The organism is Commensalibacter melissae (assembly GCF_009734185.1).
In the GTDB taxonomy this organism is placed as follows: domain Bacteria; phylum Pseudomonadota; class Alphaproteobacteria; order Acetobacterales; family Acetobacteraceae; genus Commensalibacter; species Commensalibacter melissae.
In genome coordinates this window covers 828,618-847,113 of record NZ_CP046393.1, presented here as the reverse complement: position 1 = coordinate 847,113, position 18,496 = coordinate 828,618, and the positions used below count along the sequence as shown (strand labels likewise).

General features: G+C 39.0%; 11 protein-coding genes. 2 read left to right on the top strand and 9 right to left on the bottom strand.

Features of this window, described 5'->3' with window-relative positions:
• Nucleotides 1-10 precede the first annotated feature (10 nt).
• The 3 genes from asnB to GN303_RS03740 are packed head-to-tail and all read right to left on the bottom strand — an operon-like array spanning nucleotide 11 to nucleotide 3,797.
• A complete protein-coding gene (gene asnB, locus GN303_RS03750; RefSeq protein WP_110438895.1) occupies nucleotides 11-1,789 on the bottom strand; it encodes an asparagine synthase (glutamine-hydrolyzing) in 1,779 nt (592 codons plus the stop codon).
• The gene (locus GN303_RS03745) at nucleotides 1,789-2,829 is read right to left on the bottom strand and encodes a glycosyltransferase (protein ID WP_110438894.1); all 1,041 of its coding nucleotides are present in this window, start codon (nucleotides 2,827-2,829) and stop codon (nucleotides 1,789-1,791) included. Before GN303_RS03745 ends, asnB begins: the two co-directional genes overlap by 1 nt.
• A 29-nt stretch (nucleotides 2,830-2,858) precedes the next feature.
• Entirely contained in the window at nucleotides 2,859-3,797 is a 939-nt protein-coding gene (locus GN303_RS03740) for a glycosyltransferase family 9 protein (RefSeq protein ID WP_110438893.1), read from the bottom strand.
• Nucleotides 3,798-3,968: 171 nt separating this feature from the next.
• Between GN303_RS03740 and hisI the strand changes: the two genes are divergently transcribed.
• On the top strand, nucleotides 3,969-4,376 hold the full coding sequence (hisI, locus tag GN303_RS03735; RefSeq protein WP_110438892.1) for a phosphoribosyl-AMP cyclohydrolase: 408 nt from the start codon (nucleotides 3,969-3,971) through the stop codon (nucleotides 4,374-4,376).
• Nucleotides 4,376-5,545 carry a lipid-A-disaccharide synthase gene (gene lpxB / locus GN303_RS03730; RefSeq protein WP_110438891.1) on the top strand — a complete coding sequence of 390 codons (1,170 nt, stop codon included), beginning with the start codon at nucleotides 4,376-4,378 and terminating at the stop codon, nucleotides 5,543-5,545. Before hisI ends, lpxB begins: the two co-directional genes overlap by 1 nt.
• An 18-nt stretch (nucleotides 5,546-5,563) precedes the next feature.
• Here the strand turns inward: lpxB and GN303_RS03725 are convergent, their stop codons facing one another.
• From GN303_RS03725 to GN303_RS03700, 6 genes are all read right to left on the bottom strand, one after another.
• A complete protein-coding gene (locus GN303_RS03725; protein ID WP_110438890.1) occupies nucleotides 5,564-6,853 on the bottom strand; it encodes a c-type cytochrome in 1,290 nt (429 codons plus the stop codon).
• 8 nt (nucleotides 6,854-6,861) lie between these two features.
• Nucleotides 6,862-9,027 carry a xanthine dehydrogenase family protein molybdopterin-binding subunit gene (locus GN303_RS03720; RefSeq protein ID WP_110438889.1) on the bottom strand — a complete coding sequence of 722 codons (2,166 nt, stop codon included), beginning with the start codon at nucleotides 9,025-9,027 and terminating at the stop codon, nucleotides 6,862-6,864.
• Entirely contained in the window at nucleotides 9,017-9,481 is a 465-nt protein-coding gene (locus GN303_RS03715; RefSeq protein WP_110438888.1) for a (2Fe-2S)-binding protein, read from the bottom strand. Before GN303_RS03715 ends, GN303_RS03720 begins: the two co-directional genes overlap by 11 nt.
• A gap of 48 nt (nucleotides 9,482-9,529) precedes the next feature.
• Nucleotides 9,530-12,169, bottom strand: a complete 2,640-nt coding sequence (locus GN303_RS03710; protein WP_110438887.1) for a cation:proton antiporter — start codon at nucleotides 12,167-12,169, stop codon at nucleotides 9,530-9,532.
• A gap of 265 nt (nucleotides 12,170-12,434) precedes the next feature.
• On the bottom strand, nucleotides 12,435-16,955 hold the full coding sequence (gltB, locus tag GN303_RS03705) for a glutamate synthase large subunit (RefSeq protein WP_110438886.1): 4,521 nt from the start codon (nucleotides 16,953-16,955) through the stop codon (nucleotides 12,435-12,437).
• A 47-nt stretch (nucleotides 16,956-17,002) separates the two neighbouring features.
• Nucleotides 17,003-18,436, bottom strand: a complete 1,434-nt coding sequence (locus GN303_RS03700; RefSeq protein ID WP_110438885.1) for an NAD(P)-dependent oxidoreductase — start codon at nucleotides 18,434-18,436, stop codon at nucleotides 17,003-17,005.
• Between the last annotated feature and the right edge of the window lie 60 nt (nucleotides 18,437-18,496).

The window sequence follows — 18,496 nt, the reverse complement described above, 5'->3', positions numbered from 1 at the left end:
AAATCCTTTATCAATCCATTAAAACTTCTAAAACATTTCCCAGCGGATTTTTCCCAACAATATGCACCTGATGCCATATTGCATAAAATAGAATATTCCAAGCCATAAATCGTTCCTTGCGTCCAGATGCCTTTTCAAATAAAGATCTCACATTTGATAAGGAAATTTTGTTACCAATATCTGTCTGACAAAAAACCGCCTGGGCCAATTCATTGGCGTGCTGTTCGATCCACAAACCAATTGGAACACTAAATCCAGATTTTTTGGCAAAAGGTTGTGCTAGAGGAAACTGCCACTCAAGCCATTTGCGTAATATCCATTTCCCTTGGCCATTTCTTATTTTCAAATGATCTTCAAGATTAAAGGCGAATGCTGCAATTTTTTTATCCAGAAATGGGACTCTTCCCTCAATAGAATGAGCCATGAGACAACGATCAAGCTTGATTAGAAGATCATTGGGTAACCAATCATTCATATCAATTTTTTGAGCAATTTTTAGGCGTGAATCATTTTTATCCTGCAATTTATATTGTAATCTGAAATAATCTTGCCATTCGCTGGAAACGGAATGAAGGAAAAAATTGTCTCGTTCAAAAATACCCTTGCGATAAAGTCTTTTACCGCCTAGCCAAACAGATTTTGCTGCTTTACGATATCGTCCATAACCTGCAAATAATTCATCACCACCCTCACCAGATAAAATAACCTTAACTATGGATCTGGCCTCATTTGCAAGAAACCATGTTGGGATAATTGCATAATCGGCAACAGGATCATCCATACAAGCAATAATTTTAGGTAAATGTCTGAAAACATCCTGCTGATTTATGGTGACGCAATGATGTTGAATACCTATTTCCCTTGCCAATGATGCCGCCTGTAATGCTTCATCCTTAACATAGCCAGAATCATTATTTATCTCAAAACGGGCTGTCCAGGCATGAAGACGATTAATTCGTCCCAGACGCTGCATCATTTTCAATATAATTGAGCTATCGATACCACTTGATAGAAAAAGTCCGAATGGCACATCAGAACGTTCATGAATACGAATCGAATCTTCCAAAAGACTATCAAGCTGATTCAAAGCTTTTTTCTCATCTGTAATCATAGACCTTGTTTTTGGAAAACAAGACTGTGTTTGCCGATGAATAATTTCACCATTTCGGATTATCAGGGTTTCACCTGGTAAAATCCGATAAATATTATTATAGATTGTTTTATAGCCCGGTATGAATTGCAATTGCAACAATGTATCGACTGCAGACTGATTTATATCATCATGCCTAACAAAACCCGCCTTGATAATTGCTTGCGCTTCAGAAGCAAAAACAACACCCTGTTCTACACTAGCATAGTATAAAGGTTTTATACCAAAGGGATCACGGCTTAAAACAAGCGTTTTTTCATCTATGTCAACCATGGCAACTCCATACATGCCACGTAGGGAATTCACATAATCGGCATGAAATTTCTGCCATAAGGGGAGGATTACCTCACAATCACTTCCCGTTTTAAAAATATAATTCTTAAAAAGATGGCGTAATTCGGGACTGTTATATATTTCACCATTTGCAATCAAAACCTGTTGGCTGTCATTGGATAGAGGTTGTTTTCCCCCTTCTATATCAATAATGGAAAGACGCGAATGCAACAAAACAACATGACTATTTTCCCATGATCCGTTTCCATCAGGACCCCGGTGATGCAAAGCCTCCAATAAGATCTTTTTTTGATGTTCAGAAATGCTGTGGCCATCTTTCAAGGCAATTCCTGCTATTCCGCACATCAGATTTTCTCAATTCTCGTTAAAAATTCATACCATTTTTGTAAAACAGTCGCCTGACTAAATTCCCTTTCGAATTTTTGACGTCCTGCAATTGCAATTCTTTGAGATAATGCCGCATCATTTGTCAAGGACGCGATAGCCTTTGACAAGGCTGTTTCATCTTCCAGAGGGGTTAGGAGACCATTTTTCCCATTGTCTATCAATTCCACAGGTCCTTGCGCAGCCAATGCGACTACCGGTTTAGTCGCGGAAAAACCTTCTAGAACTATATTACCCAAAGGTTCATGACGAGAGGAGCAAACCAGAATATCGCAAGCCTGGATAATACCTGATATATCCCCAATCCATCCAGGCATATGGACACGATCTTGAACCTTTAAGAATCTTGCCAAATTTTCAAGCTTCTGACGCTCCTCACCTTCCCCAGCTATAAGCAAATGGGTATTTGCAAGATTAGGCATCGCCTTTATAAGGATATCAAATCCTTTATTAACGTGCAGTCTACCCAACGCCAGTAAAAACGGTGCGTTATTGGGAATATAAGAGGGACGCCTTGCACATGCATCGGGAAATGTTCTTGCAAAATTGGGAACATGATGAACACGATTTTCCGGCCATCCTTGGTTTTTGATCCATTCTACAATTCCTTTGGTATTACCAACCAAATGATCACATTGCCTGTAATATTTTAAATCATAAAACCCGCCTAAACGTCCCACGTTTATCCAATCACCCCTTGGCATAAAAGAGGCCGCCCTATTCATCCAAGCCACCGCTACTCTTGGTGAAAAATCCTTTAGAATTCTTTTTAGTTCATACTTCGTTGAAAGATCCAACAACCCACCGAATCGTAATTCATGGGAGAATAAACCAACCTCGGTAAATTTCCGTTTACGATCGGAATTTTTCCGTATAATAGGTAATACAGACAATTTTTGAAGATGCTGGGCAATACATAATCGCTCGAAAAACAATTCTGCCCCACCATTAACCGCTCCCGCCATAATGTGTGCAATACGGAAATTTGATGGATTGCTCATATTTACAAAACTTATTCCTAAATTACATTTTAATCATTTTGTCTATCTTGTTTATTATAGGTTTCCAAAAGATTCTGAAAAGCATTATAAACTTCATCAACAGTTAAGTTTTCCATATTTGCCACTCCATTTCCACCTGACGCTGACAATCCTTGGGCATGGTTCCCGGCTGGCTCATATTCAGACAATTTACTTGGTCCAAACAAACCAAGTACTGGAATTTGACAAGCGGCAGCCAAATGCATCAAACCTGAATCATTACCTATAAAACCTTTACAACGTGATAATAAAGCGGCAACTTCTGTTAAAGTATTTTGACCACCACTATCTATAACTGGCAAACTGGTCCTTTTCATTGGATCCACAAGATTAAATTCTTGACTTCCTGGCCCATAAAAAAGAACGAATTCATAATCCTTATTATAAACCAAAAGTTTTTTTGCCACTTGAATAAACCGTTCGATTGGCCAAATCTTGCCAATCCAATTTGCGGTTGGTGCCAAGGCAATATAATGGTTGGCAGGCAATTTTTCTGCAGCCATTTTTTTATTTTTTTCATCAATCCATACTACTGGTAAAGGTGTATAGGGCAATGATAATGACCTGGCCAAATAATGCACGCGATGTTCCTTAATCCTTCCACCACGTACAATGCATTTTTTTCTTGTTCTTAAAAAATAGCCTATTCCTGAACCACGAAGGTCAATTACCAAATCCCAGGATTGCATCACACATTGTGACCATAATAATAACCAATGAAAATCAAAACGGTATTTATTCATAACCAATGTCTTGTCACGCCTTGGCATTGAATCGAAAAGACCAGCAGCCACTGGTCCGCAAGCAATTGTAAACTTTGCTTGTGGATAGGTTTGTAACAAATAGTCAAGTATTCCGGTTGAAATTACGGCGTCTCCCAATCGGGTAGAGGTGATAAACAGAATTTTCCTGATTGAAGATACCATCATGCAAACCCTTATTCTTTCAATCCAAATTAAATAATATATAAGTTGGCAATTTAAAACAGTTTAGTTCTAAACTATTTATTATTTAATTAATTAAATGATAATTAAGATGGATATTCTCAATGAACAAACTGTATTCTAACAATATGGTTTTAACAACGAAAAAAAATTATAATGCACAGTTCCAATTTCAATGAATTATTGGCCAAGATAAAATTCAATCAGGATGGTTTGGTTCCAGCTATTGCCCAACAATATGATAGTAAGGAAGTTTTAATGATGGCATGGATGAATCAGGAAGCAATTATTGAAACTATTTCCACTGGTCAGGTCTGTTATTATTCTCGCAGCCGTCAAAAATTATGGCATAAAGGTGAGACTTCAGGTCAGACACAAAAATTGGTGAATTTCCTTTTTGATTGCGATGGCGATACACTGCTGCTTTTTGTCGATCAGAAAGGCGTGGCATGCCATACCGGGCGTAAAAGTTGCTTCTATAATGCATGGCAAAACGGATCGATCAAGGAAATAAGCCGCCCCCTGATTAATCCTGAAAAATTATATCAAAATAAACATAAATAATGAACAAATCAGAAAATCCGCCAATAATATGGATCTTGGCTGGTGAAACCAGTGGTGATGAATTGGGAGCAAAACTAATTAAAGCTTTGCGTCATTTTAACCCCGTTCTGCAGTTTTTAGGTGTTGGGGGGCCAAGAATGCAAGAACAGGGAATGAAAATCCTTTTTCCCATGCAGGATCTTGCCGTGATGGGATTGGTTGAAGTCCTTCCGAAAATATGGACCTTGTCAAAACGCCTTAACCAAGCTGTCAAACATATTGAAACAATTCATCCTGATATCATTGTAACAATTGATAGTCCCGGTTTTTCTTTACGATTATTAAAAAAAGTCCAATCTTTATCAATTCCCAGAGTTCATTATGTTGCACCCCAGGTTTGGGCATGGCATGAAAATAGAGTAAAAAAATTTCCGGGACTATGGGAAAAACTTCTTTGCCTCTTTCCTTTCGAAGAAAATTTTTTTTTAAAACATGGAATTAAAGCCCAATTTGTTGGCAATCCCATTATCGAGACAGAAATTCATCATGCAAATGCCGATGATTTTCGCTCTGAACATCATATAGATCCACTTCAACCGATTTTACTTTTAATGCCTGGCAGTCGTCGGTCCGAATTGCCGAAGCTTATGCCCGTATTCAAAAAAACTTTAATTTTATTAAAACAAACAAAACCAGAACTCATTGCCGTGTTACCCACCTCTCCCCTCGCCAGACATTATGTTGAAAGAATCATTGAAGACTGGCCTGTAAAACCACTGGTTATTCATGAAAAAAAGGATAAATATAATGCCTACGCAGCAGCACAAATCGCCCTGACAAAATCCGGAACCACAACCTTGGAACTTGCATTGGCCCATATACCCATGATCGTAACCTATAGGGTTCATCCCATCACGGCAATGATTGCCAGACACATGATTCAGGTGCCTTTTGTAGCAATGGTTAATCTTCTAGCCCAAAAAGAGGTTGTACCTGAACTCTTACAAGAAAACTGTAATCCCGTAAAATTGACTGAGAAGGTTATCGAATTTTTAGATGATAAAAATATGGTTCAAAAACAAAAAGAAGCTTTTATTCAAATTCTAAACACTTTAAAAGCACCACATCATCAACCACCCTCTCATGAAGCAGCTAAAGAGATATTAGAATTAATGAATAAAAATGAATAGTATTTTAATTTACACTATTTATTCTTTATTTAACATTGCCCTTTCTTTTCTAACCTGTTCAGCGGTTACATGCCCGTTTCTTCCCCCGAAATGGGAAATAACATAATTGGCAATATCTGCAATATCCTGATCATTGTAAATATCCTTGAAAGAAGGCATCATATAATTACCCAGCTTAGAATCTTTAAGGTTTGATCCTTTTAAAATAACCTTAACAAGGTTATTACCACCCGTTATCGTTGCTGTTCTCGAACTCCAAAGGCTTTCATATTCCCCTTGTCTTCCTTGACCATTTTCCAGATGGCAATTTGAACAAACAGAAGAATAAAGATGGCTTCCATGACTATGACTTTGTTCAGTAACCTCCAATTCTTCAACAGATATCTTGGCTGCCCCTTGTTGCTTTTCCACGGGACGTAAAGAACGTAGATAAATTACAATTGCATGAATGTCTTGGGGTGTTAAATAAGATAGTTGCGTATTTATAACATCTGCCATGGGACCGGATGCAGCTCCATGACCTGAAACATATCCCCGGGATAAATATTTTTCCAAATCAGTGTCACTCCATGAACCAATTCCCGTATCCTCATCAGCGGTGATATTATATGCTGTCCATCCCTTATGACCGCCCCCTGCATAATCTTTTACAACAAAGCGACCATTGGACCAATTTTCAGGAGTATGACAATATGAACAATGACCTGGTCCTTCAGTCAAAAATTTTCCCCGGTTCCATGATTGTGATTTCTGATTGTTATACTCGAAATGCTTGCCCGTATAATTTATGATCTGCCAAAAACGAATGGCCCATCGCATATTATAGGGAAAAGCCATTTCTTTATCAGGAACTTTATTTTCAATGGCAGGTTGTTTTTCAAGATAACGTCTGATTGCCAATATTTCATCACGACTCATGGCACGATAGGCAGTATAGGGCATTATGGGATACAAATATTTTCCTTTATGACCAATTCCTTTTTGTAATGCACTTATAAATTCATCATCTGTATAACGCTGAATTCCTGTTTTCACATCTGAGGTAATATTTGAAGAATAAACAGTTCCCTGTTTGGATATATAAAAAGGTTTTCCCCCTGCCAGTCTTGGTCCATGATCAGCTGTATGACAACTTTCACAACCTGATGCGTGAAAAAGATACTCTCCTTTATCCATTTGGTCCTTCTTCACATCAGTTGCCTGACCGATCAATATGCCAAATGATGAGCTGGAAAAATTGATACATAAAATTATGAATAAACGATAATTTTTCTTAAAAAAAATTAAGGAATTGATGAATTTAATCATGAAAATTCTTATTTATGCTGAAATACCTGCTTCGCCAAAGGCAATGAATGAAAAAATTTACCCTGAATCAATCCCAAGGCATGGCCCAGTGCTGGTGCTGCCACTATTGTTCCCAATTCACCTACCCCTGATGGAGATTCATTACTGTTAACCATATGAACCTTGACATTAGGCATATCATTCATTCTCAATACTCGATATTGATTATAATTCCGCTGTTTAATTTGTCCGTTTTCTATTTGCACTTCGCCATACAAGGCGTCACTTAATCCAAAAACAACTGAACCCTCAATTTGCGCACAAACTTGTTCTGGATTTACAATAAAACCACAATCAACCGCCACATCAGCACGATGTATAAGAATGACTGAACTGGTTGTAATTTCAGCTTCTATAATTAGAGCGATATAACTGCCAAATACATGTGCCATGGCGAAACCTTGCCGAATGCCTCCAGATTGAAATTTATTCCATTCGACATTTTGCAATAACAAATCAACAACTGCTTTTGCACGATCATCAAGACCCAAAGTTTTACGGTATTCGATCGGATCCATACGTGTATATAATGCCAGATTGTTAATCATGTTTTCCAATACAAAAACATTACGAGTTGCCTCTCTACCCTGTCCAGATCCGAAATTCAATTTCGGAGCGTCACATACAGAATATTCAAACTTATAGTCATGAATATGATAAGGCATTGTATCCAACCCCAAAAGGTAATTCGGACTGGATGGATTCCTCTTGTCTGTATCGTCAATAAAAGTCATCATTTTATGATGAACAGAGGTAATCGCCAATTTGTTATTTACGCCTATCTTTAACTGATCATAATATGGAGGACGTAACGCATCATTTTGAAAATCAGCTTCCCTTGACCATATAAAATTTACCGGATATGAAACCTGTCGTGCAAATTCAGCTGCATCAAGAATGTATTTTTGGTCCAATCTACGACCAAAGCTACCGCCAATTTCATTATAATGAAGAATTACATTTTCTTTACAAAGATGAAATTTTTCAGCAATATGCTCCTTTAACATTGATGGAGCTTGGGAACCTATCCATAACTCACATTGATTGTCGTGAAAATATATTGTGCAATTTATAGGTTCCAATGCCGCATGCAAAAGCATAGACTGAAAAAAATCCCATTGAAACAGTTTATTTTCATTTTCCATTTCAACTGATACTGAAGCAGTTTTATTATGAAAAAGCATAGTGGAAGGTTTTGATATACCCTTTTTTAAATTCTCATAAATCATTGATGTATTCAGTTGAATATTTTCATCACCCTGCCATTTTATTACAAGACGTTCAGCCGCTTTCAGGGCACGCCAAAAATTATCAGCAATAATACATATTGACTTTTCATTTTTTAAAATATCCTGAATTCCAGGAATATTTTTGGCCTGTCTATCATCAATTTGATGGATTTGGTCCCCTTCAATAGGAGAGCTGACAATATAACCCGTTTTCATCCCGGAAAGTTTAATATCCATACCATAAACAGACTGACCTTTAATTTTTTTATCCGTATCAACCCTTGGTTGTGGTTTGCCAATAATTTTATAATCTAATCTATTTTTAAATTGAACAGATTCTGGAATATCAAGTGTCATAATTTTTGAAATTAACATTCCGTACGAGAATGTTTGATTATCAGGGCAAATAACATATCCATTTTCAGTATGACATCGTCCTTTATCTATATTCAATTCCGCAGCTGCTGTTTGTAAAAGCATCATTCGTAATTCGGCCGCACCCTGTCTGAGAGGGAACCAATCTTTCGCAACAGAACCTGAACCATAGGTCAGATTTAAATCCTCATTTGGTTTCATATTTTTTATTTGTTCATTTTCAATCATTTTGGTTTCAATTGAAACCGATTTTAAATCAACATCCAATTCCTCGGCCAAAATCATTGAGGCAGCCGTTAAAATCCCTTGCCCTATTTCAATATCGGGTATGAAAAAAGTGATTTCATTATTTGCTTTTATTTTTATGAAAGCATTTAAATATTGTTGTTTTTTGTTTTTTCGCTCGGAAAAATCTGAATCTTTCTCTAACTGATCATTTTGTGCATTGCCTCCTACAGGTAACATGAACCCAAAAAGCAAAGCACCCGTTTTTCCCAAAAAAACACGACGGGAAATTTTTTTATGCTTCATCCATTATACCTGCAGCAATTTGAATAGCTTTATAAATACGTTGATATGTTCCACATCGACAGATATGACCTGTCATAGCTTCTATAATCTCGTTTTTATCAGGTTTATCATTTTCTTTTAACAAGGCTAAAGCCGTCATGATCTGACCAGGTTGACAATAACCACACTGCGTTGGTTCCGTCTCTTTCCAGGCCGCCAATAATTTTTGAAATATTGAGTCTTCCCCAACCCCCTCGATAGTAACTATCTCCCTATTCCCGATATCACCAACAGGAATGGAGCAAGATCTTACAGCTTTACCATCTAGATGAACGGTGCATGATCCGCATAAACCAATACCACATCCATATTTCGTACCCGTTAATCCAACAATATCCCGCAAAACCCAAAGTAATGGCATATCTAATGGAACATCCAGTTCTATTTTCTTTTTATTAACTGTGATGGAAATCATATCTGGTTCTGATTGCTGTTCTATTTTTAATTCAAAAAGAATAAATTATCAGTTTTTATTTTGTTTATCATTATTTTCAATGTTACCCTCATTTTTTAAATTATTGATTTCCTTGGACTCATACCCCAACATCAACTGTTTTTTCTTATTGGCTATACGTCGTGTATATCCCAACATCATGAAATCGTCATCCTGGGAATTGGGGCGATCTTTTGCCTCGTCAATTTTTGAAAGATTATAGGCCACAATCGGATAATCTTGAATTAACCGTTTAAATACATCGGCTGGCATCACCAATAAATATCCAAACCTCAATGCACGATAATTTGCATAAATTCTTTTACCCGCAATAAGTTCTGATGCACCAAGAATATCACCAATCCCATATGTTAGACTTTTACTTGCAGAATGTGTTTCAAATAATCCGCTACTGACAAAATAGACATTTTTAACCTTTTGTTTACGATGAAGGATTTTTTCACTCGGAAATACAAAATAGACCGACATAGACATACTTATATCATATAAAACAGCCTGTGGCACACCGCGTAAACATGGCAATTCCTTCACGCGCTCTTCCAATCCACTTTTGAGATTGAATTTTAGGCGGCGATTATAACGTTCAAAACGCTTTTCAACATTTTTTTCCAATTCGGAATAAAGCTCATCACTAACCAAAGACTCAGCCCAAAGACTGTTATATTCATCACTTTCTAATCTGAGAGTGACCAATTTCAAAAACCTTGATTCAAGAGCTTCAATATATCCCTGGTAATGAATGCGCATAATTTCCAGCGCATCATCCAACATACGATTTTGCCTATCCAGAACTTCTGAAACAATTTCGGCAATTCGCACACCCAATGTCGGCTCTATACGCCTTTTCATAAAACGTGTTAAGGAAATCGATACAAATCGGGATACCAGCAATATTTCAAACCGTTCCATCATGCAGTACATCAAGGGACGATCGATATGCAATTTTCGATGTATATATTGCGCAACACGAAATCGAAAAGGAGGATGCAATCTTTTCTGCATCGCTTTTACGTATCCATACCTTCCCTCGGTCCATGCACCATCCAACGTAGCTTCCGCTGAACGCAAAAGAGTTTCCATCACTCTTCGTGGCAAACCCTGCATACGGAAAAGATCCAGTAAAATTGACCGCTCTTGTGCAGCTATTGTAATCAAAGCCAGTGAAATACGTTGACGATCAGTCAACATTGTATCAAAACTATTTGCTTCTCTTTCCTCATTAATACGACGATCAATCTCTTCAAGCGTATAATTGGTAATGACATTTGAAAATCCAAATTCATTTGCCACGCGACGAGCCTTGTCCTTAACATTACCCAATCCAATTCCTAGAATCTGGTGGCGCACAGCCTGGTCAATGGGTGTAAGTTCATTTAGCCGGAAATAAATTACCACCGCTCTTAACGTTGTTCCGTTAACCAATAAGGTAAACAATACAAAACCCGTTGCAACAATACCTACAAACTGGGAAATCGGTGTTGGTATCAATTCATTTTCCGTTACCGCCAATGCAAGGGCCAGTGTAATGGCACCTCTTAATCCACCCCATACCATTGTCGCTTTAAATGGCGTCGGCACTGGAGGCGAAAGTTTTGTAGCTGCAAGTAAAGGCAACATCCCAAAAATAACCATTGCACGTGCCAGCAACCCGGCAATTGTCGCCAATAAAATAAGAATAAAATCCCATTTTGTCATACCAATCAATAAACGGGGGACAAGCATAGAAGCCAACACAAATAATAGCGATCCTGCCCAAAATATTATTTGTTGCCATAACTCATTCAAAAATCGCCATGTTTGAGGCCTAAATGTCGAGGGACCATAAGCGGATAAGGTCAATCCTGCCGCTGCCGCTGCCACAACACCGGAACAATGCAACAAGTCATCACAGACAATATAGGAAATATATGGTAAGGCAACCGTTAAAGTAATTTCCGCAGATCGACCTGTATTTGAACCCAAACTTACAATCATCCACAAAGCGCAACGTGCAAAGAAAAATCCTGCAATCAATGCCCCGACAAAAGAAAGAAAAATTGCTAGAGCTGAACTAAATAAATGTACCTCTTTATGCGCAATAATAGCGGCAACCAAAGTCGAAAAAATGGAAATTGCTGCAGCATCATTCAATAAAGCTTCGCCTTCAACCAAACGGGTAAGACGAGTTGCCGCCCCAATTTCTCTGAATATGCCTGCAACAGCAGAGGGATCCGTCGTTGCAACGATCGCTCCAACCAGCAAACAAACCGTCAGAGGCATACCCGAAAAGGGATATAAGGCCAGACCTATAGTGGCAGTAGAGACAATGACCGCAACAATGGCCAATAAAAGAACCGTGCCGATTTCATGGGCCAAACGACGCACATCAATAGCCAATGCCGCCTGAAAAACCAATATGGGCAGGAATATTAACAAAAAACCTTCGCTGTTTATTGGAAAATCAAGTAATATTTCAGCGGCTGTATCAAAAACATGTATGTGGGAGCTGTGTAAAATCAAATCAGCTGTTCCACCAAGAACAACCCCAACAATAGCCAGTATTACAGTTTCAGATAATTCCAGCCGTTTTGCCAATGGCTGAACGGCGCTTACAATGACCAATAATATAGCTGTCGCTAATAAAACAGTGGCCAGGCCTGTAACTGGCATATTGATGTCTCTCCGCTATAAACAAAATTAGAATTATTTTATATATCAAGCCTAATACGGATGGGATATCAACTTAAGTCAATATAACTAAAAAAATTCCTCGTAAAAAAATATAGAATTCATCTTAGACCGTTATGAAAGCTTTACTGCATTATAATTAACATATTTTCATTAAAATAAAATGATAAAATCTTTGAAAATAGGATAAATTTTTATGAAATTGATCCTATTGCCCATCCATAATTTGATGTAATATCGTTTTAAATTATGCAGTTTCTTTTAAAATATCTTCATTAAATTCAAAATTTATAACTCGAGCATATTCTGTGGGAACAATATGCCAAAAATGTTTTATTGTATTCTGCCATTCATGTAAAAGATGCGCAGCATATCGGCTTTTTGTTTCTTCAATATGCTTTTCAATAAGGTTTTTGATCCTGTCTTCCCATTTTTTATCAATCACACGCTGCCATCGCAAAGTTGACGCATTGACACGACGTTCAAACTGTTGGTGGGGATCGTAGACAAAGGCCATTCCACCTGTGAAACCGGCCCCGAAATTAGGACCTATTTCACCCAGAATGATCACTGTTCCCCCAGTCATATATTCACATCCGTTGGCACCGCATCCCTCAACCACAGCCGTGGCACCCGAATTGCGAACCGCAAAACGCTCACCTGCCTTTCCGGCCGCAAACAGATATCCGGCCGTTGCACCATATAAGACTGTATTACCAACAATCACATTATGATTTGAAACAAGTTTTGTTTCTGGTACAGGACGCACAATAATGGTGGCTCCTGACAACCCTTTCCCGACATAATCATTGGAATCCCCAAAAACCTCAAGTTTTAAACCCTGAACTGCAAACGCACCCAACGATTGGCCTGCTGATCCATTAAGACGAACAGTCAGATGATCCGGCGCCAATCCTTTCATACCAAACCGACGGGTTATCATTGATGAAATTTTTGTTCCAATTGCTCGATATGTATTATAAACATTATATCGCAATTGCATTTTTTCACCATGTTCGAATAATGGCTGAGCATCAACAATCATTTGTGCATCCAATGTTTCAGGCACCTCATTACGCCCTTCACGAACACAATAACCAGCATGCATCCCCGGATCCACTCGTGCCAATAATGGATTCAGATCCAAATCATCCAGATAAGATGCACCACGTAAAACCTGACGTAACAGATCTGTTCGCCCGATTATGTCTGTCAAAGATGTAAATCCAAGTGTGGCGAGAATGTTTCTTACATCTTCAGCAATGAAAGAAAACAGATTGATCACACGTTCAGCCCCATCCTGAACAAAGTTTGCACGCAATTTTTCATCCTGGGTACAAACCCCAACGGGGCAGGTATTGGAATGACATTGACGAACCATGATACAACCCATTGCTATAAGACTGAGTGTACCAATACCGAATTCCTCCGCTCCTAGCATGGCAGCAATAACAACATCCCGACCAGTCTTGATACCACCATCAACACGTAAAACCACCCGGTCACGCAAACCATTTAACATCAACACCTGATGCGCTTCCGCCAACCCCATTTCCCAAGGAATTCCACCATATTTAATGGAAGTCAATGGAGAGGCACCCGTTCCGCCATTATGACCTGAAATCAATATTGTATCAGCCTTGGCTTTAGCTACACCGGCAGCAATTGTTCCAATTCCTGAAGCTGCAACCAGCTTAACACCCACAGTTGCCTCTGGATTAATTTGTTTGAGGTCATAAATAAGTTGCGCCAAATCTTCGATCGAATATATATCATGATGAGGAGGCGGAGAAATTAAAGTAACTCCTGGGACGGCATGTCTAAGACGACCAATTAATTCCGTAACCTTAAATCCTGGTAATTGTCCACCCTCACCCGGTTTTGCACCTTGGGCAATCTTGATTTCAATTTCACGACAATTATTCAAATACTCAGCGGTTACCCCAAATCTTCCAGATGCAACCTGTTTAATTGCCGACGATGCATTATCCCCATTTTCACGGGGTTTGTACCGAACCGCGTCTTCTCCTCCCTCCCCGGAATCTGAACGGGCTCCAATCCGGTTCATGGCAATCGCAAGAGTTTCATGTGCTTCGGGGCTTAACGCACCGAGAGAAATTCCGGGGGAAATCAATCTTTTTCTTAATTTTGTAATATTCTCAACCGATTCAACAGGGACCGGTTTGTTTGTCGATTGAAAATCGAATAAATCCCTTAGAGCCATTGGAGGTTGTCTGTGAATTTCATGGACATATTGTTGGTACAATGGCCAACTGTCTTTTTCCACAGCCTGCTGAATCAGTTTAATGACAGAACTGCTTAAAGCATGTTTCTCACCTTGTTGACGCCATTTGTAAAACCCACCGATCGGCAACAATTTCACATTGGGATCCCAAGCCAATTGATGGGACTTTTTTATATTTTGTGCAATTCCTGATAAACCTATCCCTGAAATTCTGGAAGACATTCCCGGAAAAAATTCAGCAACCAATGCCCGGGACAGGCCAATCGCTTCAAAATTATATCCACCTCGATAAGAAGAAACCACAGAAATTCCCATCTTGGACATAATTTTCAACAAGCCTTTATCTACGGCTTTACAATAGTTTTGAACAGCCTGTCTTAATGTAATATTTCCAAAAAGCCCTTTTTTATGACGATCCGCTATACATTCCTGAGCAAGATAAGCATTGACTGTCGTAGCTCCAACCCCGATTAAAACCGCAATAGAGTGCACATCAAGACAATCTGCCGCCTGCACGTTAACAGAAGTGAAGGTTCTCAGGGATTGACGAACAAGATGAGTATGTACGGCAGCCGTTGCCAAAATCATTGGAATATTGGCATAATCCCTATCTTGCTTGTCATCACTAAGGAATATATGTGTACACCCACATCGAACAGCTTCTTCAGCTTCACTGCAAATTCTTGCCAATGCTTGACGAAGCCCTTTTTCACCATCATTGACCTTATAGTTACAATCAATACTGCACCCGGTTTTACCGCAATATTGTTTCAATGCTATAAATTCACTGCTCGTCAAAACCGGACTGCTAAGACGTAATAACTGACACTGTTCGGAAGACTGATCCAAGATATTACCCAAATTTCCCAAACGAGTGCTCAACGTCATAACTTGGGTTTCTCGTAGACTATCAATCGGTGGATTGGTAACCTGGCTGAAACGTTGACGGAAATAATGCGATAATCCTCTATAATGCTCACTAAGTACCGCCAAGGGAGTATCATCGCCCATTGAACCAATCGCTTCCGCAGAATTTTCAACCATAGGCTGCAATACTGTTTCAAGGTCTTCAATACTCATTCCAACAGCAAGCTGTCTTTTACGTAATTCATCCTCTGCGAATAAGACAGGCTCATTATCCTGATCTTTTACTATGGAAGTAATCTGCTGCGTATTCGTAATCCAATCACTATAATTATGACGTTTAACTAGAAGCTGTGTTATATCTTCAGGGCGATAAAAAAGACAATTATCCATATCAAAACCTATTGTTTCTCCTGGTCCTAATCTGCCTTTTTCAAGAATTTGGTCTTCAGGAATATGCACCATTCCTGTTTCTGATCCCAAAATCATCAAATCATTAGCTGTTATCGTATAACGTAAAGGACGTAACCCGTTTCTATCCAATCCGGCAATAATCCATTTACCATCGGTTCCACATAAAGCGGCAGGTCCATCCCAAGGTTCCATTACCGCGTTGGAATAGCTGTACATATCTTTCACATCCTGGGTAATATCCTGCAGCAATCCCAGGGCCGGTGGAATCATCAAGGCCTTTACCGTAGGGGCATCCCTACCCGCAAACGTTAATAGCTCAAATACATTGTCCAACGCCGCGGTATCAGATCCATTGAATTGAATGACCGGTTTCAAATCTGTCATATAGGCATCCAAATCCGGATGGGAAAGTCTTGTTTCGTGACTTTTCATCCAGTTTATATTACCTGATAATGTATTTATCTCACCATTATGGGCAATGCGTCTAAACGGCTGCGCAAGTTTCCATGTCGGAAAAGTATTGGTTGAATAACGTTGATGGTAAATCACAAAACGGCTGACAAACCGTTCATCCAACAGATCCGGATAAAAATCGGACAGATTTTCCGCCAAAAACATGCCCTTATAAATTATCGAACGGCAGGACATTGAACAAATATAAAGATCAACATGACTTTCAACAGCCTTTTTCTCTATTTTCCGTCGAATAATATAAAGATTGCGTTCAAAAACATCCTCTGAATGGTGATGTGTATTGATGACAAGAATCTGTTCAATATCAGGACGTGTGGCATTCGCTTTTTCACCGATACAGTTCGTATCAATTGGCACCTGACGCCAACCATAAATTGAATAGCCAAACCCCATAATTTCGGTTTCGATAATTTGTCGACAGCGCTCCTGACTGGCCAAATCATTTTTAGGAAGAAAGATCATTCCTACAGCCAGCTGCCCCTGTTTTACCGCATGATGACCACTACGAATGGATTGCAAGAAAAAATCCTGTGGTATTTCAACATGAATACCGGCACCATCTCCTGTTTTCCCATCAGCATCAACAGCGCCACGATGCCATAAGGCTTTTAAAGCTGCCAAACCGGCCTCAACCACATCTCGGCGTTTTTGACCATCAAGAGCCACAACAAATCCTACACCACAAGCATCATGTTCTTGTTCGGTGGAATAAACATCTTTTAGGATCGCTTCATTCTTTTTTCTTTGTTCAACAAAGGAATAATTATTCATTTTCTTAACCTACCGTAATGAATCCATTCAATTCTGGATATCTGTTTTCAAGCAGCAGAAACATTCTGTTTATTATTTTGTTGTTCAAGCCAATGGGCAATTTTTTCCGCCACATCCTGTCCATCCTTGACAGCCCATACAACAAGACTTGCCCCGCGTACAATATCGCCGCCTGCAAAAACGCCAGGTAAAGAAGTCATACGACTATGATGATTCAATTTTATGGTACCAGATTCATTTGTATCCAATTGGTCGTTATCCCACAGGGTGGTCAATGGTTCAGGATCAAATCCAAGTGCTTTGATAACCATATCCGCTTGCAGGGTGAAATGACTGTTAGGTATAATTCTGATTTTTTGTCTACCACCAGCATCTGGCAAACCCAATTCGGTTCTTAATGCGCGAATTGCCTCCACTTTTTCTTCACCTACAAAAGCGTCTGGAGCTGCCTGCCAAATGAATTCCACACCTTCTTCTTCTGCATTTTTTACCTCTCGCATGGAGCCAGGCATATTTGCCCTATCTCGACGATACAAACATTGAACCGAGGTCGCCCCCTGACGAATTGCAGTTCTTAGGCAATCCATGGCAGTATCACCACCGCCAATAACGACAACTCTTTTACCCTTTGCATTCATTTCATTTTTATCGTTATTTTGCGTTTGAGAATCAATCAGATAATCCAGTGCCTGCACAATTCCATTAAGATTTGAACCAAAAAGGCTTACTTCTTTCTTTTTATAAACTCCCGTTGAAATCAATACCGCATCATGTTTATTTCTTAGATCCTCAAAAGCGATGGAATGCTCAGCTGTTTTATCTGAGACACTTGTATTGAAATGGAAAATCACATTTGATTTCTCTAACCATTCCTGACGACGAGTTACAATATTTTTTTCAAGTTTAAAGGTAGGTATACCATAAGCCATTAAACCACCAGCCCGATCATAGCGATCATATACATGGACTTGATATCCTTTTTTTCGTAAAACGACCGCTGCAGCCAAACCGCAAGGTCCGGCACCAATAATTCCCACAGATTGCGATAGTTCTTCCAAAGGCATAATAGGTGTAACCCAATTCTGATCAAATGCATGATCGGTTATAAAAGCTTCCACCGCTCCAATCGTAACACTTTTGTAATCCGCCTCAATTACGCAACTGCCTTCACACAAACGATCTTGTGGACAAATGCGCCCACAGATTTCAGGAAAACTGTTGGTTGCAGTTGAAAGTGCATAAGCTTCTGCCAAACGATTTTCAGCCGTAAGTTTCAACCAATCAGGAATATAATTTGATAATGGACATTTCGTTGTACAAAATGGAATACCACATTGTGAACAGCGACTGGCCTGAATTCTGGCTTGTTCCTCTGAAAAGCGTCGATAAATCTCGTTAAAATCATGTTTGCGTTCAACAGCATTACGTTTTTCAGGCTGCTGCTGATCTAAATTAACAAATTTAAGCATTAGGTTAGGCATAATTAAATTCCTTAATATTTAAGGCAGATTACACCTAAACTTTCTATCCTATTCCGTTTT

Bases quoted from the DNA above. Each gene is read 5' to 3' on its own strand.
- hisI (WP_110438892.1), top strand. From the start codon at position 3,969: ATGCACAGTTCCAATTTCAATGAATTATTGGCCAAGATAAAATTCAAT.
- GN303_RS03710 (WP_110438887.1), bottom strand. From the start codon at position 12,169: ATGCCAGTTACAGGCCTGGCCACTGTTTTATTAGCGACAGCTATATTA.
- GN303_RS03740 (WP_110438893.1), bottom strand. From the start codon at position 3,797: ATGATGGTATCTTCAATCAGGAAAATTCTGTTTATCACCTCTACCCGA.
- GN303_RS03700 (WP_110438885.1), bottom strand. From the start codon at position 18,436: ATGCCTAACCTAATGCTTAAATTTGTTAATTTAGATCAGCAGCAGCCT.
- GN303_RS03725 (WP_110438890.1), bottom strand. From the start codon at position 6,853: ATGATTAAATTCATCAATTCCTTAATTTTTTTTAAGAAAAATTATCGT.
- asnB (WP_110438895.1), bottom strand. From the start codon at position 1,789: ATGTGCGGAATAGCAGGAATTGCCTTGAAAGATGGCCACAGCATTTCT.
- GN303_RS03715 (WP_110438888.1), bottom strand. From the start codon at position 9,481: ATGATTTCCATCACAGTTAATAAAAAGAAAATAGAACTGGATGTTCCA.
- GN303_RS03720 (WP_110438889.1), bottom strand. From the start codon at position 9,027: ATGAAGCATAAAAAAATTTCCCGTCGTGTTTTTTTGGGAAAAACGGGT.
- gltB (WP_110438886.1), bottom strand. From the start codon at position 16,955: ATGAATAATTATTCCTTTGTTGAACAAAGAAAAAAGAATGAAGCGATC.
- GN303_RS03745 (WP_110438894.1), bottom strand. From the start codon at position 2,829: ATGAGCAATCCATCAAATTTCCGTATTGCACACATTATGGCGGGAGCG.
- lpxB (WP_110438891.1), top strand. From the start codon at position 4,376: ATGAACAAATCAGAAAATCCGCCAATAATATGGATCTTGGCTGGTGAA.